The following is a 25,677-nucleotide window of genomic DNA, read 5'->3' as shown; positions in this document are numbered from 1 at the left end:
CCTGCAGCAACGGGCGTCTTTAGGAAACGGGGAGCAACATGTCATCGGTTTCAGGTAAAAAACTACTGATAATCGCGGTCGCCTGCGGGTTACTGGCCGCCGTTCTGGGCTGGGCGTACCTGAAGGCCAAGGAGTCCCAGTACAAGGCGGCCTACAAACCCGCCACTCAGGTCATGGCCGCGGTGGTGGTCCCCAAGGAAGACATCGGCAAATCGCAGACCCTGTCACGGGAAAACGTCGCCGCGATGGACGTGCCGCGCGAATACCTGCCCTCCAACGCCGTGCTGGCTGAAGACTGGCCACGCGTGGAGAACCGCATGGTGGTCACTCCGCTGCAACGCGGCCGCCCGATCACCTGGGATGCGCTGGAAAGCACGCGCATCTCCCGCCTCTCCGAAAACGTCGAACTGGGCAAGCGCATCAAGACCGTGCAGGTCAACAAGATAAACTCCTTCGACGGCATGCTCCGGCCGGGTGATCGTATCGACCTGCTGGGCAGTTTCTCTGCCGGGGACGTCGGCTTGCAGCAGCAACCGAACTATTCCGACCAGGTCGTCATGACCGTCTTGGAGAACGTCGAGGTACTGGCCGCCGGTCGTGAAGATGCCAAGGGCAAGAAGTACGAGAAACACTACGACCGCAACTCCGCCGACGGCTTCAACATGGGCTTTTCCACCCTTTCGCTGATGCTTAGCCCGGCCCAGGCGGCGCGGGTGGAAGTAGCGGAGAAGGCCGGCGAGCTGGTGGCGGTACTGCGCAACCCGAAAGACACCAGCAACGCCTCGCTGGACCAGATTACCGTGGCCAGCCTGCTTGACCCGCTGCCCGCGGAAACCGTCGACGTGGTACTCGATGCCAACGGCAATCTGCTTGGCCGCATCATTGGCGACAACGTGGTCGGCCTCGACGGTCGCATCATCGGTCAGATCATCGACGGCAAGGCCATCGGCCTCGATGGCAAGGTCATGGGCCGGATCGTGCGCGGCCTGGCAGCCGATGACCCGCTGCTGCGCATGCGTGAACAGGCCACCGTCGTCCGTGACGAGGCCGGCAATGTGATTGGCAAGGTCGTCAACGGCCAGGTGGTCGACCGCAACGGCCAGGTCATCGGCAAATATGAGGACGGCAAGGCTATTGGCCTCGATGGCCAGAGCCTGGGGCGCGTCGAGGAGAATGTTGCCCTGGACGCCAGTGGCCAGGTCATCGACATGCGCAGTTCGCAGGTACAAACCGCCGTTGCCGCGCAGACCCACGAGCGGCCGGTCGTGCGCGATGCCAGTGGCAGGGTCATCGGCTTCGTCGAGGGCGAAGAAATCAAGGATGCCAACGGCGTACTCATCGGCCACGTCAGAGACGGCAAGGCCATCGGCCTGGACGGCCAGATTCTCGGCACCCTGAGCACTGCCCTGTTCGACGCCAACGGCAATCTGGTCGGCGAGATGGGCGAAGTGGTCCGCGGCGCCGACGGCAATATCCTCGGCACCATTCAGAACGGCAAGCTGGTCGATGCCGACGGCAAGGTGCTCGGCACCGTCAAGGACGGCAAGGTGGTCGATGCCAGCGGCAAGGTCCTGGGCGAGGTCGAACAGGCGCTGCTCGGTGCCGATGGCAAACCACTGGCAGACGCCGCTCAGGTGGTGCGCGATGCCAGCGGCAACGTCATCGGCACGGTGGTCGGTGACCAGATCATAGATGCCCAGGGCCGTACCGTCGGCTCGATCAAGGACGGCAAGGCCGTCGACACCAGCGGCAAGGCCATCGAAGGCGCCAGCCTGGATGTGCAGCAGGACGTCGTGCAGATCGTCCGCGACGCCCAGGGCAACGTCATCGGCACCCTGCGCGGCGACCGCGTCTACGGCGCCGACGGCAAGCTGATCGGCCGCCTGGTCGACGGCAAGGTGATCGACGCCAACGGCAACGTGCTCTACCGCGGCGTCACTGTCGGCCTGGAGACCCCGCGCGACAGCGGCAGCGCGCCGAAGCGCGAAGCCAACCGGATGATCCAGTTCATTCCCGGAGGCACCGGCAGCAATGGCGTGATTCCGGTTCAGACGCTGCGCCTGGAATAACCCGAACCTCAACGTGCCGCGCCGCGGCACGTGACCACCATATAAGAAGTTTTGCTGGGGCAATCATGAAAAGACAAAGCGTATTCGGCGCCTTCTGCGCCTTGTGCCTGTGCAGTGCCGGTCAGGCCGCCGAGCTGCCCAATGCAGTCGTGCTCTACGACGGCGACGTTCGCGTTCTGGAAGCGCCGGGGGTCGAGCGCGTCGCGGTAGGCAATGTGGAAATCATCAGCGCCACCATGCTGAAGAACGAGGAAATCGTGGTAACCGCCCAGCAGCCCGGCGAAACCACGGTGCAGGTCTGGTTCGACGACAACACCCGCAAACAGATGAGTGTGGTGGTGGCCAAGGCCAACGGCTACCGTCAGTTTGGCGAGTTGAAAGCGCTACTCAGTGACATCCCGGGTTTGAAGATCCGTACTGTCGGCCGTCAGGTGGTGCTCGAGGGTCGCCTCAGCGGCGAATACCTGAGCCGTGTCAAGGAGGCAGCCAAGTTCTACGACAACGTGCTGGTACTGGCCGAAGAGCAGAGCGGCGCGGCGACCAAGGCCGATTCGGCCGAGGTCCTGGAGGAAGTCCAGGCCATGCTCGGACAGATTCCTGGAATCAAGATCAAGGCTGTTGGCCGGCAGATCGTCATCGACGGCGACCTGCATGCAGTCGACATGAGTCGTATCGAACTGCTCAAGGAGCGCTACCCGGACATTCTGGTGCTGGCTCAGCCGATGTCGGAATTCCTTGCACCGATGATCTACTTCGACGTACGCATCACCGAATTTGCCAAGGACGACGTCGAAGAACTGGGTATCAACTGGAGCACCAGCATCGCCGGCCCTTACGTCGAATTCGCCGCCGACGGCGGCAGCAGTGCAGGCCAGACGGTGAACGGCTGGCAGGGCAACTGGGGCATCGCCAGCGAGATCAGCTCACGCATCAACCTGCTGGAGAAGAACGGCTCGGCGCTGACGCTGGCCTCCCCACGCCTGTCGGCACGCAGCGGCGGCAAGGCCGAGCTGACCGTCGGCGGCCAGGTGCCGGTGGTGACCAGCAGCATCAACGGCCCATCGGTGGAGTACAAGGATTTCGGCATCCTGCTCAACATCGCCCCGCAACTGTACGGTAGCGACCAGATCGCCACTCACGTGCTGGCCGAGATCAGTCAACTGGACAAGGCCAACCAGGTCGGCGAGTACCCGGCGTTCAAGACCCGCCGCACCGAAAACGAGGTGCAGCTCAAGGTCGGCGAAACCCTGGTGCTGTCCGGCCTGGTCACCGAGGACAGTCAGATCACCCGCGAGGGCATCGTCTTCCTCAAGGACGTTCCGATAATCGGCACGCTGTTCAGCAACAAGAGCGGCAAGGGCAACCGCACCGAGCTGGTGATCTTCATCACGCCGCGCCTGCTTACCCCCGGCGCCGGCAACCCGACCGAGCAAGAACTCCAGCGCCAGCAGCGCATGGTCGATCAGTACCAGGCCGCCTATGGCGCCATCGAACTGATCGACTGAGGCGCCCATGTTCGAGATCGAAGTCACCTACAAGGACGGCCAACCGGTCGACAAACTGACCTGCACCAGCGCCATCTGCGAGCTGGGCAAGGCGCGTACCGGGCTGATACGCCTGCGCGGCTGGAAGGTCGCACCGATCCACGCGCGCATCGAGCAGTCGCTGGCCGGGCTGTTCGTCGAGGATGTCAGCCGCGGTTACGAGGTTCGCGTCAATGATCGCGCGGTCAGCCGCCACGGTCCGCTGACCCCGGACGATGTGATCGCAATCGGCGGTTACCTGGTGCGGGTCCGTGCCCTCAGCACGCAGAACGAGACGCTGATCCCCGAGCCTGCCGTCGATGGCGATGCGCCAGCGGCCGCCGAGGCGGCGGCCGATGACGGCCGCGAGGCCTACATGGAGTGGGCTCAGTTCGTTCAGCTCGAGCTGTTCCGCGCCCTCGACCTGCGCCGCATGAACCTCGACAGCATGGGCCCCGAGGAGGTCCGCGCGACGCTGTCGGAACTGGTCGAGGAGTTGCTGGGCCAGATTGCCGGGCGTCTGCCGCCAACGGTCAAGCGCGAGGTACTGCACAAGATCGTCCTCGACGAGGCCACCGGCCTCGGTCCGCTGGAGGACCTCCTGGCGGACAGGAGCGTCAGCGAGATCATGGTCAACGCCCATGACGACATCTATGTCGAACGCTCCGGGCGTCTGGAGAAGACGCCGATCAACTTCAGCTCCAATGCGGCGGTGCTGTCGACCATCGAACGGATCATCTCGCCACTGGGCCGACGCATCGACGAAAGCTCGCCCATGGTCGATGCCCGCCTCAAGGACGGCTCGCGGGTCAACGCCATCATCCCGCCGCTGGCACTGCGCGGGCCGTGTCTGACCATCCGCAAGTTCTCCGAGAAGAAGCTCACCACCGATGACCTGATCCGCTTCGGCTCGATCAACGAGCCAATGGTGGAGTTCCTCCGAACTGCGGTGGAACAGCGCATGAATATCGTTGTGTCCGGCGGTACCGGTTCAGGCAAGACCACCCTGCTCAACATTCTGTCGAACTTCATTCCCATGGAAGAACGCGTGGTGACCGTGGAGGACGCCGCCGAACTGAAGCTGGTGCAACCGCACGTGGTGGCGCTGGAAGCGCGTCCGGCAAACATGGAAGGCAAGGGCCAGGTGACCATCCGCGATCTGGTGCGCAACTGCCTGCGCATGCGCCCCGACCGCATCGTGGTCGGCGAGTGCCGTGGTGGCGAGGCGCTGGATATGCTCCAGGCAATGAACACCGGCCATGACGGCTCGCTGACCACCGGCCACGCCAACAGCCCGCGCGACATGCTCCGCCGCCTGGAGGTGATGGTGCTGATGGCGGGCATGGACCTGCCGGTGCAGGCCATCCGCGAGCAGATCGCCTCGGCGGTGCAGATCATCGTCCAGCAGACACGCTTCGGTGACGGCTCGCGGCGCATCACCAGCATCACCGAGATCACCGGCATGGAGCAGAGCACCATCCAGCTCAACGAGATCTTCGCCTTCCAGCAGCAGGGCTTCGATGACAAGGGTCGGGTCAGCGGTTACTACCACGCCACCGGTCAGGTACCGGAATTCTATGAAGAGCTGAACAAGCGGGGCATTGGCGTGAACATGGGCATCTTCCGTCCGGGAGCGCATGATGTCTGAGTTGCTGCTCTACCTGTGCGCAGCCCTGCTGGCACTCGCTGGCTTCGCCCTGGCCATGCTGCTCTCGGAACGTGTGGCCGAACACCTGGCCTTCTACCGGGCCCAGTTCAGTCGCAGCACCGAGCTGGACATGGCGGACATGTTCATCTTCGCCAGTGGCAAGCAACTGTTCATCGTCAACGCGATGCTCCTGATATTGGTGCCGCTGTTTCTCCACGTGGTGTTCAACATCACTCTGGTCACCGCGGCCGGCGCCATCCTGATGGTGTTCGTCCCCAAGCTGGTGATCGGGCAGATTCGCAAGAAGCGACTGCGCCAGTTCGAGGAGCAACTGCCCGATGCCTTCATGCTCCTGTCGAGCAGCCTGCAATCGGGCGCCAGCCTCAACATGGCGCTGGAAAACGTGGTGCAGCAGTCTCCGGCGCCGCTGAGCCAGGAATTCGGCCTGCTGGTGAAGAACATCCGCCTGGGAGTAACGCTGGAAGACGCGCTGGTCAAACTGGAGCAGCGCCTGCCCCTGCCCTCGTTCGTCATGGCCAGCTCGGCAATCCGCATCAGCCGCGAGGTCGGCGGCAACCTGGTGGAAACCATCAACACACTGGCTTCCATGCTGCGCCGCAAGAAGGTCATGGAAGGCAAGATCGACAGCCTCACGGCCCAGGGCAAGGCCCAGGGCACCTTCATGGCGATGTTGCCGATCTTCCTGGCGGTGATCCTCAGCTTCATCGAGCCGGAAGCCATGAGCCAGCTCTACACCACACGTAACGGCCTGATCGTGCTCAGCGTGATGATCATCATGCAGATCATGGGCTTCGTCTTTATCAGAAAAATTACCCGGATCGACGCCTGACATGAGCGAACTACTGGCCCTGCTCAGCAGCACCAGCCTGGGCATCACCGTCACCTGCTTCCTGTTACTGCTGATCTCTCTGCTCTCGCTGCTACCGGAGGAAAACCGCGCCTACATGGACCCGGTGCCGAGCTGGGTCCGGCCGATCTGGCCATTGGTGCGACTGATCAACCATTTCCTCTGCAGCAACCTTCCGCCCCGCCTGATGGACAAGGTCGATACCAAGCTGCAGAAAACCGGCGCGCTGTATGTCCTGACTGCCGAGGATTTCATCGCCCTCTGCCTGACCATGAGCCTGCTCCTGCCGCTGCTGGCGATTCTGCCGATGGCCACGGGCAAGAGCGGCATCATCTGGTCGGTAGTAGCCCTCATGGTGGCCATGGGGGCGCTGCTGCCCGTGATGTGGATTCATGACACGCACAAGCGCCGCGACCAGGACATCACCCGCAACCTGCCGGTGTTTCTCGAATACCTGACCATGTGCGTCGACGCCGGCCTCAACTTCCTCGGCGCGCTGCAACAGGCTGTGGACAAGGGCCCCGATGGCGCGATGAAAAACGAGTTCCGCATAGTCCTGCGCGATATCCGCTCTGGCCTGCCGCGCTCCGAAGCTCTGGCGCGCATGGAGCAACGGATCAACCTCAAGGATGTTTCGACCTTCGTGCGTTCGGTGATCCAGGCCGAAAAGATGGGCAGCAGCCTGCGCACCACCTTGCAGATTCAGGCTCAGCAGCGCCTGGAGGAACGTTTTCAGCGCGCGGAAAAAACCGCCATGCAAGCGCCCGTGAAGCTGATCATTCCCCTGATCGTGTTCATCTTCCCGCTGACCTTCGTCATCCTGCTGTTCCCCATCGTGGTCAAGTTCCTGGGGGAAGCATGATCGCAGCGCACCTGCTGGGACGCGATGGCCGCAAGCTGCAGCTGAGTCTGGAGCCGGCCTTCAGCCCGTGGGCGCGGATGAAAGGCCTGCTTGGCCGCAGCCGTCTGGCGCCAGCCAGCGGCCTGTGGATAGCACCGTGCAATTCGGTGCACTGCTTTTTCATGCGCTTCGCCATCGACCTGCTGTATCTGGACGAACAGCAACGCGTGATCGCCGTACGCCATGCTCTGAAGCCCTGGAGCCTGAGCCTGTGCTGGCAGGCGCGAAGCGTTATCGAACTGGCCGCGGGCGAATGCCAGCGCCTCGGTATACAACCTGGAGATACTGTGCAATGCGAGCACTCGCGCTGACCTTCATCCTGCTCACCCTGACCGGTTGCGCCACTCTGGCGAGCGGCGACCTGGTAGAGCTGCAACGCCAGGCCGACAGCGCCTACGGCGAAGCGGACTATTCCCGCGCCAGCGAGCTTTACGCACGGCTGGCCCAGGCTATGCCGACTGACGCCGGTGTGCGCTTCCAGCGCGGCAACAGCCTGGCGCGCCAAGGCGATCATGCCGGCGCCATCGCCAGCTACCGCGACGCCCTGACGCGCGACCCGCAGCACGCGCGCGCCTGGCACAATCTGCTCCAGGTACAGATTCAGGAAGCCCGCCTCACCGCCAGCGAGATGCAACGCTACCTCAGCGAACAGACTCCGCATGCCGAGCTGGCACTCAAGCGCGCCCAGCAGGTGCTGGAGAAAAGCCCATGAAACCGCGCAGCACCGAACATGGCCAGGCGATGGTGGAATTCCTGATCATCATCCCGGTGCTGATCATCCTGATCTTCGGTGCCGTGCAGGCCGCTCTGATCTACTCGACCAAGAACGGCCTGAACTACGCCACGTTTCAGGCAGCCCGCATCGGGTCGATGAACAGTGCGCAATACAGCGACATGCGCCGCGGCCTGCTGCGTGGCATGTATCCGATGTTCAGCCAGTTCCCGGAAAACGAGCGCATGGAGCGGACGGCCCTGGAGGTCGACAATTTCGTGCTGATCACTCGCGTCAGTCCAAGCACCGCGATGTTCGCGGACTACGAAGAAGATCATGAGGACCTGCTCGGTGATGGCGAAACACGTCTGGCAATCCGTAACAGCAACCTGATGTACCACCGGAACGACGACAGCGACCTCAGCCTGCAGGATGCCAACCTGCTGAAAATCCGCGTGCAGTACTGCATGCGCCTGATAGTGCCGATGGTCGAGCACCTGCTCAGCTCCGCCTCGGCATTCAATCACCGGCAGACCGTCGCCAGCTTCCGCGAGGTCTCGCGCGAGACCACCAGCGAATACGAGGCTGTCTGCCGAGGGCGGCGCGGTTTCGTCGTCACCTCCGAGGCCACCGTACGCATGCAGAGCCCGGCGTCCTATGACGAGGACTATTGCGGCAACCGCATGCTCTGCCCCTGAACCGAAGGCCGGATCGTCACCACCAGGCCGGACCACACTCGATCGCGGGCATTAAAAAACCCGGCAAGCGAAGGCAGGCCGGGCTTTTTCATGACATTCGTCCCGCTAGAACGGGATATCGTCGTCGAAACTGTCGTAGTCAGGTGCCGGCTGCGCCTGCTGCGGAGCCGGACGCTCCTGGCGCGGAGCCTGCTGCGGTTCACGCTGCGGGGCCGGACGCGATTGACGCGGAGCGCCACCTTCGTCGCCGCTAGGACGACCGCCCAGCAGCTGCATGGTGCCCTGCATGTCGACGATGATCTCGGTGGTGTAGCGCTTGATGCCGTCCTTTTCCCACTCGCGGGTCTGCAGCTTGCCTTCGATGTACACCTGCGAACCCTTGCGCAGGTACTCGCCGGCGATCTCGGCAACCTTGCCGAACAGCGCAACGCGGTGCCACTCGGTCTTCTCGACCTTCTGCCCGGTCTGCTTGTCGGTCCACTGCTCGCTGGTGGCCAGGCTCAGGTTGGTCACTGCGTTGCCGCTGGGCAGGTAGCGTGTTTCCGGGTCCTGGCCGCAGGTACCGACCAGAATGACTTTGTTAACCCCACGGGCCATAACGTTCTCCTAGACTCCTCACGCCCCGGGCGCCGATGCGATCAGGCGCTCGATTGACGTGCGATCCACTTGTTGGGTATCGACTTTAATGTAGATGGCCGCTTCATCGACCACCACCACGGCGTCCGCCACTCCCGGCGTCGCCCTGAGGCGTTCGACCAGTCCGACATCGGCCAGTGCCGCGGCATCGAGCGGCAGGCGCAAACTGGTCACGTACGGCGGTTCGCGCATAGTAACAGCAATAGCCAGCCAAATTGCACAGAGCGCTGCGCAGCCGATGAAGACACCGCCAAGGCCAACGTGCTGATACAGCCAACCGCCAAGAATGCCGCCCAATGCCGCGCCGAGGAACTGACTGGTGGAGTACACCCCCATCGCCGTGCCCTTGCCTCCAGCTGGCGCCACCTTGCTGACCAGCGACGGCAGCGAGGCTTCGAGCAAGTTGAACGCGGTGAAGAACACCACGATGCCCAGTACCAGCGCACGCAAACTGCTGCCGAAGAAGGCAAAGTAAAGCTCGCAGACCAGCAATACGCTGACGGCGCCGAGCAGCACGCGCTTCATCTGGCGTGTTTTCTCGCCGTAAATGATGAAGGGCACCATGCCAAAGAAACCGATCAACAGCGCGGTGAGATACACCCACCAGTGTTCCTCCTTGACCAGTCCGCCCTGCTCCACCAGCGCCAGCGGCAGGGCGACGAAACTGGCCATGAGCACTGCATGCAAGGCCAGGATGGCGAAGTCCAGGCGCAACAAATCGGCGTGCTTGAGCGTCGGCCACAGCGCCTGCGCCGCTACGCCGGACTCGCGATGTTGTAGCGGGCCGGCGTCTTTGGGCACGATGCCAGCGACGATCAGAATGCCGAGCAACGCCATCGCCCCGGTGGCCCAGAACAGCCCGGACAGGCCGAAGGCGCGAGTCAGCAGCGGGCCAATGACCATGGCCACGGCGAACGACAGGCCAATGCTCATGCCGATCATGGCCATGGCCTTGGTGCGATGTTGCTCGCGAGTCAGGTCCGACAACAGTGCCATCACCGCCGCGGAAATCGCGCCAGCGCCCTGCAGCACGCGTCCGGCGATAACGCCCCAGATCGAATCGGCATTGGCCGCCAGCACGCTGCCAGCGGCGAAGATCAGCAACCCGACGTAGATCACCGGGCGTCGGCCAATACGATCACTGAGCATACCGAAGGGAATTTGCAGCACAGCCTGGGTCAAACCATAGGCACCGATGGCCAGGCCGATCAGCGCGGGGGTACTGCCCGCCAGATCCATGCCGTAGGTGGCCAGCACCGGCAGCACCATGAACATGCCCAGCATACGAAACGCGAACACCATAGCCAGGCCGCCGGCCGCGCGGGTCTCGCTACTACTCATGCGCTCGCTGTGCGAATCGTGCATCGAATAAACCCTGAGGAAATCAGCCGGCGATTCTAGCAGCCGCCATCGTTTCGGCACAGGCGCACACTTTGCCGCAGGGCAGCAGCAAGCCCTATACTCGACCGTTTTCCGCCCGCCCAGCGAGGCCGTTGTAGGGAGCCTGTAAAAGCGTTAGCGAGGCAGCTAGCGCAAGGCGAAAGCAGGCGAAGAATGCACTGGGCCCGCATCCGGGTTTACGAGCTGTAAATGAGCATTCTGAGCCGGCTTTCAACGCAGCGCTTGCAACGCAGATAGCTTTTAGAGGTTCCCTAAGTGGACAAGATTCTGATTCGTGGGGCCCGTACCCACAACCTGAAGAACATCGACCTGACCCTGCCGCGTGACAAGCTGATCGTGATCACCGGCCTGTCCGGTTCCGGCAAGTCTTCCCTGGCCTTCGACACGCTGTACGCCGAAGGCCAGCGCCGTTATGTCGAATCGCTGTCGGCTTACGCCCGGCAGTTCCTGTCGATGATGGAAAAGCCCGATGTCGACACCATCGAAGGCCTGTCACCGGCGATTTCCATCGAACAGAAATCCACCTCGCACAACCCGCGCTCGACCGTCGGCACCATCACCGAAATCTACGATTACCTGCGCCTGCTCTATGCCCGCGCCGGTATTCCGCGCTGCCCGGATCACGATGTGCCCCTGGAGGCGCAGACCGTCAGCCAGATGGTCGACCAGGTGCTGGCCCTGCCGGAAGGCCGCAAGCTGATGCTGCTGGCACCGGTTATCCGCGAACGCAAGGGCGAGCATCTGTCGGTATTCGAGGAGCTGCGCGCGCAGGGCTTCGTCCGTGCCCGCGTCAACGGCAAGCTGTTCGAACTGGACGAGCTGCCCAAGCTGGACAAGCAGAAGAAGCACTCCATCGACGTGGTGGTGGATCGCTTCAAGGTCCGTGAAGACCTGCAGCAACGGCTGGCCGAGTCTTTCGAGACCGCGCTCGGCCTGGCCGACGGCATCGCCCTGATCGCCCCCATGGATGATGAGCCGGGCGAAGAGATCATCTTCTCCGCGCGCTTCGCCTGCCCGCACTGCGGCCACTCGATCAGCGAGCTGGAACCCAAGCTGTTCTCCTTCAACAACCCGGCCGGCGCCTGCCCAACCTGCGACGGCCTGGGCGTGAAGCAGTTCTTCGACGGCAAGCGCCTGGTCAATGGCGAGCTGACCCTGGCCGAAGGCGCCATACGCGGCTGGGACCGGCGCAACGTCTACTACTTCCAGATGCTCGGCTCACTGGCCGCGCACTATGGCTTTAGCCTGGAAGAGCCCTTCGACGAGTTGGCCGCCGAACACCAGAAAGCCATCCTCAGCGGCAGCGGCACGCAGAGCGTCGACTTCAAGTACCTCAACGACCGCGGCGACATCGTCAAACGCTCGCACCCCTTCGAGGGCATCATTCCCAACCTCGAACGCCGCTACCGCGAGACCGAGTCGGCCAGCGTGCGTGAGGAGCTGGCCAAGTTCCTCAGCACCCAGCCCTGCCCCGACTGCCGGGGCACCCGCCTGCGCCGCGAAGCGCGGCATGTCTGGGTCGGCGAGAAGACTCTGCCGGCAGTGACCGGCCTGCCGGTTGGCGATGCCTGCGATTACGTCGCCAACCTGCGTCTGACCGGACGACGCGGCGAGATCGCCGAAAAGATCCTCAAGGAAATCCGCGAACGCCTGCAGTTCCTGGTCAACGTCGGCCTCGATTATCTGACTCTGGATCGCAGCGCCGACACCCTCTCCGGCGGCGAAGCGCAGCGCATCCGCCTGGCCAGCCAGATCGGCGCCGGCCTGGTGGGCGTGATGTACATCCTCGATGAGCCGTCCATCGGCCTGCACCAGCGCGACAACGAGCGCCTGCTGGGCACCCTCAACCACCTGCGCAGCCTGGGCAATACGGTGATCGTGGTCGAACACGACGAAGACGCCATTCGCATGGCCGATTACGTGGTCGATATCGGCCCGGGCGCCGGCGTGCACGGCGGACGCATCGTCGCCGAAGGCACGCCAGACGAAGTGATGAATCACCCCGACTCGCTGACCGGCAAATACCTGTCAGGCCGCGAGAAGATCCGCTATCCAGCGCAGCGCACGCCGCGTGACAAGAAGAAACTGCTCAAGCTCAAGGGCGCACGGGGCAACAACCTGCGCAATGTCGATCTGGAAATTCCGGTGGGCCTGCTTACCTGCGTCACTGGCGTGTCCGGCTCGGGCAAATCGACGCTGATCAACAACACCCTGTTCCCGCTTACCGCTACGGCCTTGAATGGTGCAACCACTCTGGAAGCGGCGGCGCACGACTCCTTCGACGGCCTGCAGCACCTGGACAAGGTGGTCGACATCGACCAGAGCCCGATCGGCCGTACGCCACGCTCCAACCCGGCCACCTACACCGGCCTGTTCACACCGATTCGTGAACTGTTTGCCGGCGTGCCGGAATCGCGCTCGCGCGGTTATGGCCCAGGCCGTTTCAGTTTCAACGTCAAGGGCGGGCGCTGCGAGGCGTGCCAGGGCGACGGCGTGATCAAGGTGGAGATGCACTTCCTGCCGGACATCTACGTGCCGTGCGACGTGTGCAAGGGCAAGCGCTACAACCGCGAAACCCTGGAAGTGAAGTACAAGGGCAAGAGCATCACCGAGGTGCTGGACATGACCATCGAGGAGGCCCGCACCTTCTTCGACGCCGTGCCGGCTATCGCCCGCAAGCTGCAGACGCTGATGGACGTCGGGCTGTCCTATATCAAGCTGGGCCAGAGCGCGACCACCCTGTCCGGCGGCGAGGCGCAGCGGGTCAAGTTGAGTCGCGAGCTGAGCAAGCGCGATACCGGCAAGACCCTGTACATCCTCGACGAGCCGACCACCGGCCTGCACTTCGCCGATATCCAGCAACTGCTGGACGTGCTGCACCGCCTGCGTGACCACGGCAATACCGTGGTGGTGATCGAGCACAACCTGGACGTGATCAAGACGGCCGACTGGCTGGTGGATCTCGGCCCGGAAGGCGGCTCCAAGGGCGGCATGATCATCGCCACCGGCACACCAGAGGATGTTGCAGCCAACCCGGCCTCGCATACCGGGCACTTCCTCAAACCACTGCTGGAACGCGACCGCGCCTGAAACGAAAGAGCCCCGCACATGCGGGGCTCTTTTTGGGCAAGTCAGCTTACATCTGGCTTTGCAGGTACTTCTCCAGACCCAGCTTGTCGATCAGCTGCAGCTGGATCTCCAGCCAGTAGGCGTGGTCTTCCTCGGTGTCCTTGAGCTGCAGCAAGAGGATGTCGCGGCTCTGATAATCCTGATGTTTCTCGCAGAGTTCGATGCCCTTGCTCAGGGCGGCTCGCACTTCGTACTCCAGATCAAGATCGAGCTTCAGTGCTTCTGGGACGGTCTGGCCGAACTTGAAGGGATTGGGCGCCATGTCCGGCACACCCTCGAGGAAGATGATGCGCTTTAGCAGGGCATCGGCGTGCTGGGTTTCCTCTTCCATCTCGTGGTTGATGCGCTCGTAGAGCTTGCTGAACCCCCAGTCCTCATACAGCCGCGAATGGATGAAATACTGGTCGCGCGCAGCCAGTTCGCCCTTAAGCAGATGCTTGAGATAGTCGATGACTTCGGTATGGCCTTTCATGCCGGCAATCCTTGTTGCATTCGTGAGCAGTTGGTAATGCTCCGCCTGACGCCCGGCTCGGTCAAGCAAAAGCACAACGCCTCCGCGAGGGAGGCGTTGCAGTTTAACGACGCACCGCTGGTGCGTCACTCAGGCTCAGGCCAGATCGAAACGATCCAGGTTCATCACCTTGGTCCAGGCGGCGACGAAGTCCTTGACCAGCTTCTCCTTGCCGTCAGCACTGGCATACACCTCGGCATAGGCGCGCAGCACCGAGTTGGAGCCGAACACCAGATCGTTACGGGTGGCCGTGTATTTCACCTGGCCATCCTTGCGTGTACGCCCCTCGAAGACTTCGTTGCTGTCATCGGCGGCCTTCCATACAGTGCCCATATCCAGCAGGTTGACGAAGAAATCGTTGGACAGCACACCGACCTTGTCGGTGAACACGCCATGCTGACTGCCGTCGTGGTTGGCGCCCAGTACACGCAGGCCGCCGACCAATGCAGTCAGCTCCGGAGCGGTCAGTGTCAACATCTGCGCCTTGTCGATCAACATCGCCTCGGTGGGCACGCCCAGATTGCCTTTGCTGAAGTTACGGAAACCATCGGCAGCAGACTCCAGCACATCGAAGGACTCGACATCGGTCTGATCCTGACGCGCATCGACACGGCCAGCCGCGAACGGCACGTCCACCGCCACACCAGCCGCCTTGGCTGCCAGCTCGACACCGACATTACCGGCCAGCACGATCACGTCAGCCAGAGAGGCCTTGCCGGATGCCTGCTGGATTGCTACCAACTTCGGCAGCACCTGGATCGCCCGCTGGTTGGCAGCCCAATCCTTCTGCGGCGCCAGAGCCAGGCGCGCACCGTTGGCACCACCACGCTTGTCGCCACCGCGGAAGGTCGAGGCCGAAGCCCAGGCCACGGACACCAGATCACCGATCGATATCCCCGAAGCAGCGATCTTCGCTTTCAGATCGGCGATATCGGCAGCGCTGGGGTTATGGGTGGCAGCCGGTAGCGGGTCTTGCCAGATCAAGTCCTCTTTCGGCACTTCCGGGCCGAGGTAGCGGGCTTTCGGCCCCATGTCACGGTGAGTCAGCTTGTACCAGGCACGGGCGAAGGCATCGGCGAAGGACTGCGGATCTTCATAGAAGCGCTTGGAAATCTTGCCGAACTCTGGATCGAAGCGCAGGGTGAGGTCGGTAGTGAGCATGGTCGGTTTGTGGAATTTTCCCGGCACATGCGCGTCTGGAATGATCTCCGGCGCGTCCTTGGCCACCCACTGCTTGGCGCCAGCTGGCGATTTGGTCAGTTCCCATTCGAACTTGAACAGGTTCTCGAAGAAGTTGTTACTCCACAGCGCCGGTGTCTTCGTCCAGGTCACTTCCAGGCCACTGGACACCGTGTCCTTGCCCGAGCCACTGCCGAAGTTACTGGTCCAGCCCAGGCCCTGTGCTTCGATGGGCCCGCCTTCCGGCTCCGGCCCCTTGTGCGATTCAGGGGCTGCGCCGTGGCATTTGCCGAAGGTGTGACCGCCGGCGATCAACGCGACGATCTCTTCGTCGTCCATTGCCATGCGATAGAACGTGGCACGAATATCCTTGGCTGCAGCCATATAGTCGCCGCTAGCGTTGGGACCTTCCGGGTTCACGTAGATCAGGCCCATGTGAGTAGCGCCGAAAGGCGCAGTCAGCTCGCGATCGTCATTGACGCGCTTAGGGTCGACCCCCAGCCAGGCGACTTCGGCGCCCCAGTTCACGTCCTGATCCGGCTCCCACACATCTTCACGGCCGCCGGCAAATCCGAAGGTGCGGAACCCCATGGACTCCAGCGCAACGTTACCGGCGAGGATGTACAGGTCAGCCCAGGAAATCGACTGGCCATACTTCTGCTTGATCGGCCACAGCAGGCGACGCGACTTGTCGATGTTGACGTTATCCGGCCAGGAGTTGAGCGGCGCAAAACGCTGCTGACCACGACCGCCACCGCCACGGCCGTCGGTAGTGCGGTAGGTACCGGCAGAGTGCCAGGCCATACGGATGAACTGCGGGCCGTAATGCCCGAAGTCAGCGGGCCACCAGTCCTGGCTGTCGGTCATGAGCTTGACCAGATCGGCCTTGAGGGCCTTGTAGTCGAGTTTCTTGAAAGCTTCGGCGTAGTTGAATTTCTCGCCCAGCGGATTGGATCGGTCCGAATGCTGATTCAGCAAGTCCACACGCAGCTGATTCGGCCACCAATCTTTGTTGGCTGTGCCGCCACCGGCCACATGGTTGAACGGACACTTACCTTGGTTCGACATGATTCTCTCCTTCTCCTCATCGGGTCGGTCCCAACGAGTGCGACCAACGATGGAACAAGACTAGACCGGCTTTACCAGGCAAACCAATGCATGAAGCGTAACGGCGCGATAGTTATTTTCTTTTGCTAAACGCAGCGCTTCGGCAACACCCCTGTTTACGCAGCAGGCGCTCAAGAACGGGCCCGGAGCGCGATATTTCAGGCAACAAAAAACCGGGCGCTAGGCCCGGTTTCTTGTACAACCAGCAACTTACTCGGCAGCTTCTACCGAACCGCCGACCGGACGGTCGACCAGTTCAACGTAAGCCATCGGAGCATTGTCACCAGCGCGGAAACCGCACTTGAGGATGCGCAGGTAGCCGCCGTTACGGGTGGCGTAGCGCTTGCCCAGATCGTTGAACAGTTTGCCAACGATAGCTTTCGAACGAGTACGATCGAAAGCCAGACGACGGTTGGCAACGCTGTCTTCCTTGGCCAGGGTGATCAGCGGCTCGGCAACGCGACGCAGTTCCTTGGCTTTCGGCAGGGTAGTTTTGATCAGCTCGTGCTCGAACAGCGAGACCGCCATGTTCTGGAACATGGCCTTGCGGTGAGCGCTGGTGCGGCTGAGGTGACGGCCACTTTTACGATGACGCATGGTTCAATTCCTTACCAAACTTGTTCGTTCGGTGATGATGACGATCAGGCAGTGGCCTTATCGTCTTTCTTCAGACTTGCCGGCGGCCAGTTGTCGAGGCGCATACCGAGGGACAGACCGCGAGAAGCCAGAACATCCTTGATTTCGGTCAGGGATTTCTTGCCCAGGTTCGGGGTTTTGAGCAGCTCTACTTCAGTGCGCTGAATCAGGTCACCGATGTAGTAGATGTTCTCTGCCTTGAGGCAGTTTGCCGAACGTACGGTCAGCTCCAGGTCATCGACGGGGCGCAGCAGGATCGGATCGATTTCGTCTTCCTGCTCGACCACCACAGGCTCACTGTCACCTTTGAGGTCGACGAACGCGGCCAACTGCTGCTGCAGAATGGTCGCGGCACGGCGGATAGCCTCTTCAGGGTCCAGAGTACCGTTGGTTTCCAGATCGATAACCAGCTTGTCCAGGTTGGTGCGCTGCTCGACACGGGCGTTTTCCACCACGTAAGCAACCCGACGCACAGGGCTGAACGAAGCATCCAGCTGCAAGCGACCAATGCTGCGGCTTTCATCTTCGTCGCTCTGACGTGCGTCAGCCGGCTCATAGCCGCGACCACGAGCTACGGTGAGCTTCATGTTCAGCGCGCCATTGGAGGCCAGGTTGGCGATTACGTGGTCGCCATTGACGATTTCGACATCGTGATCCAACTGAATATCGGCAGCGGTAACTACGCCCGGGCCCTTTTTAGCCAGAGTCAGGGTCACTTCGTCACGGCCGTGCAGCTTGATAGCCAGACCTTTCAGGTTGAGCAGGATCTCGATGACATCTTCCTGCACACCTTCGATCGCGGAGTACTCATGGAGTACGCCATCGATCTCGGCCTCGACTACTGCACAGCCAGGCATGGAGGACAACAGGATGCGACGCAGCGCGTTGCCCAGGGTATGGCCAAAGCCACGCTCGAGAGGCTCGAGGGTGATCTTGGCGCGGGTCGAACTGACCTCCTGCACATCAATGTGACGGGGGGTCAGGAACTCATTTACCGAAATCTGCATGGATGCACCTATTTTCTAGCCCTTACTTGGAGTAGAGCTCGACAATCAGGCTCTCGTTGATGTCAGCGGACAGATCGCCACGAGCCGGTACGTTCTTGAACACACCAGACTTCTTCTCGGCGTCTACTTCTACCCACTCAACACGGCCACGTTGGGCGCAGAGCTCGAGAGCCTGAACGATGCGCAGCTGATTGCGCGATTTCTCGCGAACAGCAACGACGTCGCCAGCCTTAACTTGGTAGGACGGTACGTTTACGGTCTGACCGTTGACGCTGATCGCTTTGTGCGAAACCAGCTGACGGGACTCGGCACGAGTAGCGCCAAAACCCATACGGTAAACCACGTTGTCCAGACGGCACTCCAGCAGTTGCAGCAGATTCTCGCCGGTGGCGCCTTTCTGGCTGGCAGCTTGCTTGTAGTAACCGCTGAATTGACGCTCCAGTACGCCGTAGATACGACGAACTTTTTGCTTCTCACGCAGCTGGGTGCCGTAGTCGGACTGACGGCCACGGCGCTGGCCGTGGATACCCGGAGCTGCTTCGATGTTGCACTTAGATTCAAGCGCGCGAACACCACTCTTCAGGAAGAGATCGGTGCCTTCACGACGAGACAGTTTGCATTTGGGACCAATGTAACGAGCCATTTCTCACTGTCTCCTGATTACACGCGACGCTTCTTCGGCGGACGGCACCCGTTGTGCGGGATTGGCGTCACGTCGGTGATGCTGGCGATTTTGTAGCCGCAGGCGTTCAGAGCACGCACGGCGGATTCGCGACCCGGACCTGGACCTTTGACGTTGACGTCGAGGTTCTTCAGACCGTATTCCAGTGCAGCCTGACCAGCACGCTCAGCGGCGATCTGGGCAGCGAATGGAGTGGACTTACGCGAGCCGCGGAAACCCGAACCACCGGAGGTAGCCCAGGACAGGGCGTTACCCTGACGGTCGGTAATGGTCACGATAGTGTTGTTGAAAGACGCATGGATGTGGGCGATGCCATCAACCACTGTCTTTTTGACTTTTTTACGAGTACGAGCAGCAGGTTTTGCCATGACTAAATTCCTGTCGATTCGCGAATGCGATTACTTGCGGATCGGCTTACGCGGGCCCTTACGGGTGCGAGCGTTGGTCTTGGTACGCTGACCGCGAACCGGCAGACCTTTACGATGACGCAGGCCGCGGTAGCAACCCAGATCCATCAAGCGCTTGATCTTCATATTCACTTCACGACGCAGGTCGCCTTCGGTATTCACCTTGGCTACTTCGCCACGCAGCTGTTCGATCTGCTCGTCAGTCAGATCCTTGATTTTCGCAGCCGGATTTACACCGGTAGCGGCACAGATTTTCTGTGCAGTGGTGCGACCAACACCAAAGATGTAGGTCAGCGAGATAACAGTGTGCTTGTTATCCGGAATGTTAACGCCTGCAATACGGGCCATTCAGTGGAACTCCAATTGACAGCTACCTACGCCCCGGAAGCCAAGAAATAGGGCGCGAGATATTAACGCTGTAATAACAAATAATCAACCCGGCAGCGCACTAGCTGCCGGGCTTATCACGCGTGGTTCACACTCAGCCTTGGCGCTGCTTGTGACGCGGCTCTGCGCTGCAGATCACCCGCACGACACCTTCGCGACGGATAATTTTGCAGTTACGGCACAGCTTTTTCACCGATGCACGAACTTTCATTACCAACTCCTCGAACCTTACGGGTGGATCAGCGGAGCATGCCGCTGCCATAACCCTTCAGGTTGGCTTTCTTCATCAGGGAATCGTACTGGTGAGACACGAGGTGCGATTGCACTTGGGACATGAAGTCCATCACAACCACGACCACGATCAGCAACGAGGTCCCGCCAAGGTAGAACGGAACGTTGGCTGCAACCACCAGGAACTGGGGCAGCAGGCACACGGCCGTCATGTACAGAGCACCGAACATGGTCAAGCGAGTCAGAACGCCATCGATATAGCGCGCAGACTGCTCGCCCGGACGGATGCCCGGAATAAAGGCACCGGACTTCTTCAGGTTTTCCGCTACGTCTTTCGGGTTGAACATCAGCGCTGTGTAGAAGAAGCAGAAGAAAATGATCCCTGCACTAAACAGCAAAATGTTCAACGGCTGACCAGGAGCGATAGCCTGCGAAATGTCCTGCAGCCAGCCCAAACCCTCGGACTGACCAAACCAGGCACCCAGCGAGGCCGGGAACAGCAGAAGGCTGCTAGCGAAGATGGCCGGGATTACGCCCGCCATGTTCACCTTCAACGGCAAGTGGCTGGTCTGCGCAGCAAAGACCTTGCGACCCTGCTGACGCTTGGCGTAGTGCACCGCAATGCGACGCTGGCCACGCTCAATGAACACCACGAAACCGATGATCGCTACTGCCAACAGGCCGATGGCGATCAGAGCGAAGATGTTGATATCGCCCTGGCGAGCAGACTCGAAAGACTGCCCGATTGCCGACGGCAGACCGGCTACGATGCCCGCAAAAATCAGCATCGAGATACCGTTACCGACACCGCGCTCAGTGATCTGCTCGCCCAGCCACATCATGAACATCGCGCCCGCCACGAAAGTGGTGACCGCCACGAAGTGGAAGCCGAAATCGCCCGAGAACGCAACGCCCTGGCTAGCCAGACCAGCGGACATACCGATGGCCTGAACGAATGCCAGGACGAGTGTGCCGTAGCGGGTGTACTGGCTGATCTTGCGACGGCCAGCTTCACCTTCCTTCTTCAACTGCTCCAGCTGCGGGCTGACGGCGGTCATCAGCTGCATGATGATCGATGCCGAGATGTACGGCATGATCCCCAGTGCAAAGATGCTCATCCGCTCCAGCGCGCCGCCGGAAAACATGTTGAACAAGCTAAGAATGGTCCCCTCATTCTGTCGAAACAGATCGGCCAGACGGTCAGGGTTTATACCGGGAACTGGGATATGCGCGCCGATTCGATAGACGATGATCGCCATGAACAGAAAACGCAGACGAGCCCAGAGTTCGGACAACCCGCCACCAGCCAGAGCAGAGAGAGCACCTTGCTTAGCCATTTATTCCTCGAACTTACCGCCAGCTGCTTCGATAGCCGCACGCGCACCTTTGGTGGCAGCGATACCTTTCAGGGTGACCGCACGGGTAACCTCACCGGACAGCATGACTTTCACACGCCGTACGTGTTGGCCAACCAGATTGGCATCCTTCAGAGCCTGCAGAGTTACAACACCCTCTACCTTGTTCAGCTCGGAGGTACGCACTTCGGCGCGATCCATAGCCTTCAGGGAGACGAAGCCGAACTTCGGCAGACGGCGGTGCAGCGGCTGCTGACCACCCTCGAAGCCCGGAGCGATGGAGCCACCGGAGCGGGAGGTCTGACCTTTGTGGCCACGGCCACCAGTCTTACCCAGACCGCTACCGATGCCACGGCCCGGACGGTGCTTCTCGCGACGGGCACCCGGCGCGGAACGCAGATCGTTCAGTTGCATGATTAACCCTCCACCTTCAGCAGGTAGTAAGCCTTGTTGATCATGCCGCGGTTTTCCGGAGTATCCAGAACCTCTACGGTGTGACCGATGCGACGCAGGCCCAGGCCCTTGACGCAAGCTTTGTGATTGGCCAGACGGCCATTGGTGCTCTTGATCAGAGTCACTTTGACGGTATTAGCCATGGTTAGAGAATCTCCTCGACGCTCTTGCCACGCTTGGCTGCAACGGATGCTGGAGACTGCATGGTCTTCAGGCCCTTGAAGGTGGCATGAACCACGTTCACCGGGTTGGTCGAGCCGTAGCACTTGGCCAGAACGTTCTGCACACCAGCCACTTCCAGAACGGCACGCATGGCGCCGCCGGCGATGATACCGGTACCTTCGGACGCCGGCTGCATGTACACCTTGGAGGCGCCATGAGCGGACTTGACCGGGTACTGCAGAGTGGTGCCGTTCAGATCAACTTGGATCATGTTACGACGAGCAGCTTCCATCGCTTTCTGGATAGCAGCTGGAACTTCGCGGGATTTGCCACGGCCGAAACCGACGCGACCCTTACCATCACCTACCACGGTCAGCGCGGTGAAAGTGAAGATACGGCCACCCTTTACGGTCTTGGCAACGCGGTTAACCTGAACCAGCTTCTCGATGTAGCCTTCGTCGCGCTTTTGGTCGTTATTTGCCATAACTTAGAACTCCAGCCCGCCTTCACGAGCAGCATCAGCCAGCGCCTTGACGCGGCCGTGGTACTTGAAGCCAGAACGGTCGAATGCCACCTGGGTCACACCAGCGGCTTTCGCACGCTCAGCAACCAGCGCACCAACTTTCTTGGCTGCGTCGACGTTGCCGGTGGCGCCATCACGCAGTGCTTTGTCCAAGGTAGAGGCGCTGGCCAGAACCTTGCTGCCGTCGGCCGAGATGACCTGGGCGTAGATGTGCTGCGAAGAGCGGTACACGCACAGACGCACGGCTTCGAGCTCGTGCATTTTCAGACGTGCTTTGCGAGCGCGACGCAGACGAGTAACTTTTTTGTCGGTCATTTTTCAGCCCCTTACTTCTTCTTGGCTTCTTTACGACGGACAACTTCATCCGCGTAACGAACGCCTTTGCCCTTGTAGGGCTCAGGACGACGGAAGTCACGGATTTCCGCAGCCACCTGACCCACCAGTTGCTTGTCGATACCCTTGATCAGGATTTCGGTCTGGTTCGGGGTTTCAGCCACGACGCCTTCCGGCAGTTCGTAGTCGATCGGGTGGGAGAAGCCCAGTGCGAGGTTCAGCACCTGGCCTTTGGCTTGAGCTTTGTAGCCCACGCCGACCAGCTGCAGCTTACGCTCGAAGCCTTGGCTGACACCGATGACCATGTTGTTCACCAGGGCACGAGTAGTACCGGCCATAGCGCGGTTCTGCTGGTCGCCATTACGAGCGGCGAAACGCAGTTCGCTACCTTCCTGGATCACTTCAACGGACGAGTGAACATTCAGTTCCAGAGCGCCCTTGGCACCCTTGACCGAGAGCTGCTGACCGGCGAGTTTGATCTCGACACCAGTTGGCAGCACTACGGGGTTCTTAGCAACGCGAGACATGCTTATCCCCCCTTAGAACACGGTGCAGAGCACTTCGCCGCCGACACCGGCAGCGCGCGCAGCGCGATCCGTCATCACACCTTTGTTGGTGGAGACGATGGAAACACCGAGACCGCCGCGAACCTTCGGCAGGTCATCGACGGATTTGTACTGACGAAGGCCAGGACGGCTCACGCGCTTGACTTCCTCGATGACCGGACGGCCTTCGAAGTACTTCAGCTCGATGGACAGTTGTGGCTTGGCTTCACCATTGACTTCATAACCCGCAATGTAACCTTCGTCTTTGAGAACTTTGGCTACGGCTACCTTCAGAGTGGAAGAAGGCATGCTTACGACGGACTTTTCAGCCATCTGGGCATTACGGATACGAGTTAGCATGTCCGCTAACGGGTCCTGCATACTCATGGGCTAGACGCTCCTGATACAAAAAGAACAGCCCGAGGGCTGTGGGATCATCCAAAAGCTCGGCATGGAAATGCCAGGCTCAGGAGAGCCGGACATTCTAGAGACCGATCAAAAATGAAGCAAGCCCCAAAAGGGGCTTGATTCATTATTCTGCTGGTAGTCTTGCGAGCTAGAGCCAGGTAAGGCGCAAGGAGGTGAGGATGCGGAGTTTACTGTAGTAAATGAGCAATCCGAACCCACTCGCAACGCAGCATGGCCGACGCGCAGCAGACCACCAAAAGACAAAGCCGGCACTAGGCCGGCTTCGCTTTTTACTACGCCTTACCAGCTGGCTTTCACCAGGCCTGGTACGTCACCGCGCATGGCGGCTTCGCGCAGCTTGTTACGCGACAGACCGAACTTGCGATAAACGCCGTGCGGACGGCCGGTGATGCGGCAACGGTTACGCAGGCGCGAGGCGCTGGCGTCACGTGGTTGCTTCTGCAGAGCGACCTGGGCTTCCCAACGCGCTTCCGGACTGGTGTTCGGATTAGCGATGGTAGCTTTCAGCTCGGCACGCTTCTTGGCGTACTTGGCAACCGTTTGCTGACGCTTCAGCTCGCGGTTCTTCATGCTTGTCTTGGCCATTGTCCAGGACTCCGATCAGTTGCGGAACGGGAAGTTGAAAGCACGCAGCAGAGCGCGGCCTTCATCATCGTTACGGGCAGTGGTAGTCAGGGTGATGTCCAGACCACGCAGCGCATCGATTTTGTCGTAATCGATTTCCGGGAAGATGATCTGCTCTTTCACGCCCATGCTGTAGTTGCCACGGCCATCGAAGGACTTGGCATTCAGGCCGCGGAAGTCACGCACGCGCGGCAGGGAGATGGACAGCAGACGATCCAGGAACTCGTACATACGCTCGCGACGCAGAGTGACCTTGACGCCAATCGGCCAACCTTCACGAACCTTGAAACCTGCGATCGACTTACGGGCATGAGTCACAACGACTTTCTGACCGGTGATCTTCTCGAGGTCGGCTACAGCGTTTTCGATGATCTTCTTGTCACCGATCGCTTCGCCCAGGCCCATGTTCAGGGTGATCTTGGTGATGCGCGGAACTTCCATCACGTTCGCCAGCTTCAGTTCTTCCTTCAGCTTGGGCGCGATTTCCTTCCGGTAAATCTCTTTCAGTCGTGCCATGGTATTTACCTACGGATTCTCAAGCGCCAACCGGCTTCTGGGTGGACTTGAAGACACGAATTTTCTTGCCATCTTCGGTCTTGAAGCCAACGCGGTCAGCCTTGTTGGTTTCAGAGTTGAAGATGGCAACGTTGGAAGCGTGCAGAGGCGCTTCTTTCTCGACGATACCGCCTTGAACGCCCGACATCGGGTTCGGCTTGGTATGACGCTTCACCAGGTTGATGCCACCGACGACCAGACGGTCGTCAGCGAGAACCTTGAGCACCTTACCGCGCTTACCTTTGTCTTTACCGGCGATCACGATGATCTCGTCGTCACGACGAATCTTTTGCATGTCGGATCTCCTTAAAGCACTTCAGGGGCGAGCGAGACGATCTTCATGAACTTCTCGGAACGCAGTTCACGGGTCACTGGCCCGAAGATACGGGTACCAATCGGCTCTTGCTTGTTGTTCAGCAGAACAGCAGCGTTGCCGTCGAAGCGGATGATCGAACCGTCGGCACGACGAACGCCGTGACGGGTACGAACAACCACTGCGGTCATGACCTGACCTTTCTTCACTTTGCCGCGCGGAATTGCTTCCTTGACGGTGACCTTGATGATGTCGCCGATGCCGGCGTAGCGACGATGAGAGCCGCCCAGCACCTTGATGCACATAACGCGACGTGCACCGCTGTTGTCAGCAACATCGAGCATGGATTGAGTCTGAATCATAAAATTTCTCCGACCCCTAGCCCTTAGACGTCAACTGCGCGTTCGACGACTTCAACCAGAGCCCAGGACTTGGTCTTGGACTGCGGACGGGTTTCGCGAATGGAAACCTTGTCGCCGATCTTGCACTGGTTGGTTTCGTCGTGAGCGTGCAGTTTGGTCGAACGCTTGACGTATTTACCGTAGATCGGGTGCTTAACGCGGCGCTCGATCAGAACGGTGATGGTCTTGTCCATCTTGTCGCTGACAACACGGCCGGTCAGCGTACGGACTGTTTTTTCGGCTTCAGCCATG

The 25,677-nt window shown here is 60.6% G+C and carries 31 protein-coding genes; 9 read left to right on the top strand and 22 right to left on the bottom strand.

Annotated elements, in window-relative coordinates; translation table 11 throughout:
- Positions 1 to 38 precede the first annotated feature (38 nt).
- From cpaB to EGJ86_RS12370, 8 genes are all read left to right on the top strand, one after another.
- Positions 39 to 2,069 carry a Flp pilus assembly protein CpaB gene (gene cpaB / locus EGJ86_RS12405; RefSeq protein WP_125835280.1) on the top strand — a complete coding sequence of 677 codons (2,031 nt, stop codon included), beginning with the start codon at positions 39 to 41 and terminating at the stop codon, positions 2,067 to 2,069.
- A 65-nt stretch (positions 2,070 to 2,134) separates the two neighbouring features.
- Positions 2,135 to 3,574, top strand: a complete 1,440-nt coding sequence (locus tag EGJ86_RS12400) for a type II and III secretion system protein family protein (RefSeq protein WP_125835279.1) — start codon at positions 2,135 to 2,137, stop codon at positions 3,572 to 3,574.
- A 7-nt stretch (positions 3,575 to 3,581) separates the two neighbouring features.
- Entirely contained in the window at positions 3,582 to 5,240 is a 1,659-nt protein-coding gene (locus EGJ86_RS12395) for an ATPase, T2SS/T4P/T4SS family (RefSeq protein ID WP_125835278.1), read from the top strand.
- On the top strand, positions 5,233 to 6,090 hold the full coding sequence (locus EGJ86_RS12390; protein WP_158620902.1) for a type II secretion system F family protein: 858 nt from the start codon (positions 5,233 to 5,235) through the stop codon (positions 6,088 to 6,090). The genes EGJ86_RS12395 and EGJ86_RS12390 overlap by 8 nt, the downstream gene beginning before the upstream one ends.
- Position 6,091: 1 nt before the next feature.
- Positions 6,092 to 6,970, top strand: a complete 879-nt coding sequence (locus tag EGJ86_RS12385) for a type II secretion system F family protein (RefSeq protein WP_125835276.1) — start codon at positions 6,092 to 6,094, stop codon at positions 6,968 to 6,970.
- Positions 6,967 to 7,320 (top strand): DUF192 domain-containing protein, encoded by a 354-nt coding sequence (locus EGJ86_RS12380; protein WP_125835275.1) that lies wholly within the window; start codon positions 6,967 to 6,969, stop codon positions 7,318 to 7,320. The genes EGJ86_RS12385 and EGJ86_RS12380 overlap by 4 nt, the downstream gene beginning before the upstream one ends.
- Positions 7,302 to 7,721: a tetratricopeptide repeat protein gene (locus EGJ86_RS12375; protein WP_158620901.1), complete on the top strand. Its 420-nt coding sequence runs from the start codon at positions 7,302 to 7,304 to the stop codon at positions 7,719 to 7,721. Before EGJ86_RS12380 ends, EGJ86_RS12375 begins: the two co-directional genes overlap by 19 nt.
- Positions 7,718 to 8,419, top strand: coding sequence for a TadE/TadG family type IV pilus assembly protein (locus EGJ86_RS12370; protein WP_125835273.1), 702 nt, complete (start codon positions 7,718 to 7,720; stop codon positions 8,417 to 8,419). The genes EGJ86_RS12375 and EGJ86_RS12370 overlap by 4 nt, the downstream gene beginning before the upstream one ends.
- 105 nt (positions 8,420 to 8,524) lie before the next feature.
- On the opposite strand, the gene EGJ86_RS12365 is transcribed toward EGJ86_RS12370, so the two are convergent.
- Both EGJ86_RS12365 and EGJ86_RS12360 read right to left on the bottom strand, forming a co-directional pair.
- Positions 8,525 to 9,016: a single-stranded DNA-binding protein gene (locus tag EGJ86_RS12365; RefSeq protein ID WP_003463262.1), complete on the bottom strand. Its 492-nt coding sequence runs from the start codon at positions 9,014 to 9,016 to the stop codon at positions 8,525 to 8,527.
- Positions 9,017 to 9,034: 18 nt separating this feature from the next.
- Positions 9,035 to 10,420 (bottom strand): MFS transporter, encoded by a 1,386-nt coding sequence (locus tag EGJ86_RS12360; RefSeq protein ID WP_125835272.1) that lies wholly within the window; start codon positions 10,418 to 10,420, stop codon positions 9,035 to 9,037.
- Between the two features lie 291 nt (positions 10,421 to 10,711).
- Between EGJ86_RS12360 and uvrA the strand changes: the two genes are divergently transcribed.
- The gene (uvrA, locus tag EGJ86_RS12355) at positions 10,712 to 13,546 is read left to right on the top strand and encodes an excinuclease ABC subunit UvrA (protein WP_125835271.1); all 2,835 of its coding nucleotides are present in this window, start codon (positions 10,712 to 10,714) and stop codon (positions 13,544 to 13,546) included.
- A gap of 46 nt (positions 13,547 to 13,592) precedes the next feature.
- On the opposite strand, the gene bfr is transcribed toward uvrA, so the two are convergent.
- From bfr to rpsQ, 20 genes are all read right to left on the bottom strand, one after another.
- Positions 13,593 to 14,057: a bacterioferritin gene (gene bfr / locus EGJ86_RS12350; RefSeq protein WP_125835270.1), complete on the bottom strand. Its 465-nt coding sequence runs from the start codon at positions 14,055 to 14,057 to the stop codon at positions 13,593 to 13,595.
- 135 nt (positions 14,058 to 14,192) lie between these two features.
- Positions 14,193 to 16,343, bottom strand: coding sequence for a catalase/peroxidase HPI (gene katG, locus EGJ86_RS12345; protein ID WP_125835269.1), 2,151 nt, complete (start codon positions 16,341 to 16,343; stop codon positions 14,193 to 14,195).
- Between the two features lie 249 nt (positions 16,344 to 16,592).
- A complete protein-coding gene (gene rplQ, locus EGJ86_RS12340) occupies positions 16,593 to 16,979 on the bottom strand; it encodes a 50S ribosomal protein L17 (RefSeq protein ID WP_003243945.1) in 387 nt (128 codons plus the stop codon).
- 44 nt (positions 16,980 to 17,023) lie between these two features.
- A complete protein-coding gene (gene rpoA / locus EGJ86_RS12335) occupies positions 17,024 to 18,025 on the bottom strand; it encodes a DNA-directed RNA polymerase subunit alpha (RefSeq protein ID WP_099526271.1) in 1,002 nt (333 codons plus the stop codon).
- 22 nt (positions 18,026 to 18,047) lie between these two features.
- Complete coding sequence (rpsD, locus tag EGJ86_RS12330) at positions 18,048 to 18,668, bottom strand: 30S ribosomal protein S4 (RefSeq protein WP_099526270.1); 621 nt, start codon at positions 18,666 to 18,668, stop codon at positions 18,048 to 18,050.
- Positions 18,669 to 18,685: 17 nt separating this feature from the next.
- Positions 18,686 to 19,075, bottom strand: coding sequence for a 30S ribosomal protein S11 (gene rpsK, locus EGJ86_RS12325; protein ID WP_003243933.1), 390 nt, complete (start codon positions 19,073 to 19,075; stop codon positions 18,686 to 18,688).
- Positions 19,076 to 19,105: 30 nt separating this feature from the next.
- Positions 19,106 to 19,462 (bottom strand): 30S ribosomal protein S13, encoded by a 357-nt coding sequence (rpsM, locus tag EGJ86_RS12320; RefSeq protein ID WP_003463275.1) that lies wholly within the window; start codon positions 19,460 to 19,462, stop codon positions 19,106 to 19,108.
- A 133-nt stretch (positions 19,463 to 19,595) separates the two neighbouring features.
- Entirely contained in the window at positions 19,596 to 19,712 is a 117-nt protein-coding gene (rpmJ, locus tag EGJ86_RS12315) for a 50S ribosomal protein L36 (protein ID WP_002555468.1), read from the bottom strand.
- A 28-nt stretch (positions 19,713 to 19,740) separates the two neighbouring features.
- Entirely contained in the window at positions 19,741 to 21,069 is a 1,329-nt protein-coding gene (gene secY / locus EGJ86_RS12310) for a preprotein translocase subunit SecY (protein WP_099526269.1), read from the bottom strand.
- Positions 21,070 to 21,501: a 50S ribosomal protein L15 gene (gene rplO / locus EGJ86_RS12305; RefSeq protein WP_099526268.1), complete on the bottom strand. Its 432-nt coding sequence runs from the start codon at positions 21,499 to 21,501 to the stop codon at positions 21,070 to 21,072. It abuts the gene before it with no gap.
- A gap of 2 nt (positions 21,502 to 21,503) precedes the next feature.
- On the bottom strand, positions 21,504 to 21,683 hold the full coding sequence (rpmD, locus tag EGJ86_RS12300) for a 50S ribosomal protein L30 (protein ID WP_003243922.1): 180 nt from the start codon (positions 21,681 to 21,683) through the stop codon (positions 21,504 to 21,506).
- Between the two features lie 2 nt (positions 21,684 to 21,685).
- Positions 21,686 to 22,186, bottom strand: a complete 501-nt coding sequence (rpsE, locus tag EGJ86_RS12295) for a 30S ribosomal protein S5 (protein WP_099526267.1) — start codon at positions 22,184 to 22,186, stop codon at positions 21,686 to 21,688.
- Between the two features lie 3 nt (positions 22,187 to 22,189).
- Positions 22,190 to 22,540 carry a 50S ribosomal protein L18 gene (gene rplR, locus EGJ86_RS12290; protein ID WP_017675612.1) on the bottom strand — a complete coding sequence of 117 codons (351 nt, stop codon included), beginning with the start codon at positions 22,538 to 22,540 and terminating at the stop codon, positions 22,190 to 22,192.
- Positions 22,541 to 22,551: 11 nt separating this feature from the next.
- The gene (rplF, locus tag EGJ86_RS12285; protein WP_125835268.1) at positions 22,552 to 23,085 is read right to left on the bottom strand and encodes a 50S ribosomal protein L6; all 534 of its coding nucleotides are present in this window, start codon (positions 23,083 to 23,085) and stop codon (positions 22,552 to 22,554) included.
- A 12-nt stretch (positions 23,086 to 23,097) separates the two neighbouring features.
- Positions 23,098 to 23,490 carry a 30S ribosomal protein S8 gene (gene rpsH / locus EGJ86_RS12280; protein ID WP_003243915.1) on the bottom strand — a complete coding sequence of 131 codons (393 nt, stop codon included), beginning with the start codon at positions 23,488 to 23,490 and terminating at the stop codon, positions 23,098 to 23,100.
- 321 nt (positions 23,491 to 23,811) lie between these two features.
- Entirely contained in the window at positions 23,812 to 24,117 is a 306-nt protein-coding gene (rpsN, locus tag EGJ86_RS12275) for a 30S ribosomal protein S14 (protein ID WP_003463288.1), read from the bottom strand.
- A gap of 15 nt (positions 24,118 to 24,132) precedes the next feature.
- Positions 24,133 to 24,672, bottom strand: coding sequence for a 50S ribosomal protein L5 (gene rplE, locus EGJ86_RS12270; RefSeq protein ID WP_017675614.1), 540 nt, complete (start codon positions 24,670 to 24,672; stop codon positions 24,133 to 24,135).
- A gap of 19 nt (positions 24,673 to 24,691) precedes the next feature.
- Positions 24,692 to 25,006, bottom strand: a complete 315-nt coding sequence (gene rplX, locus EGJ86_RS12265) for a 50S ribosomal protein L24 (RefSeq protein ID WP_017675615.1) — start codon at positions 25,004 to 25,006, stop codon at positions 24,692 to 24,694.
- Between the two features lie 11 nt (positions 25,007 to 25,017).
- Positions 25,018 to 25,386, bottom strand: coding sequence for a 50S ribosomal protein L14 (gene rplN / locus EGJ86_RS12260; RefSeq protein WP_003243907.1), 369 nt, complete (start codon positions 25,384 to 25,386; stop codon positions 25,018 to 25,020).
- Between the two features lie 23 nt (positions 25,387 to 25,409).
- Positions 25,410 to 25,676, bottom strand: a complete 267-nt coding sequence (gene rpsQ, locus EGJ86_RS12255) for a 30S ribosomal protein S17 (protein ID WP_026088453.1) — start codon at positions 25,674 to 25,676, stop codon at positions 25,410 to 25,412.
- Position 25,677: the final 1 nt, after the last annotated feature.

It is taken from the genome of Pseudomonas sp. o96-267 (assembly GCF_003935465.1).
GTDB classification, from domain to species: Bacteria; Pseudomonadota; Gammaproteobacteria; order Pseudomonadales; family Pseudomonadaceae; genus Aquipseudomonas; species Aquipseudomonas sediminis.
The sequence above is the reverse complement of the archived record's forward strand: the minus strand, read 5'-3'. Positions and strand labels throughout refer to the sequence as shown.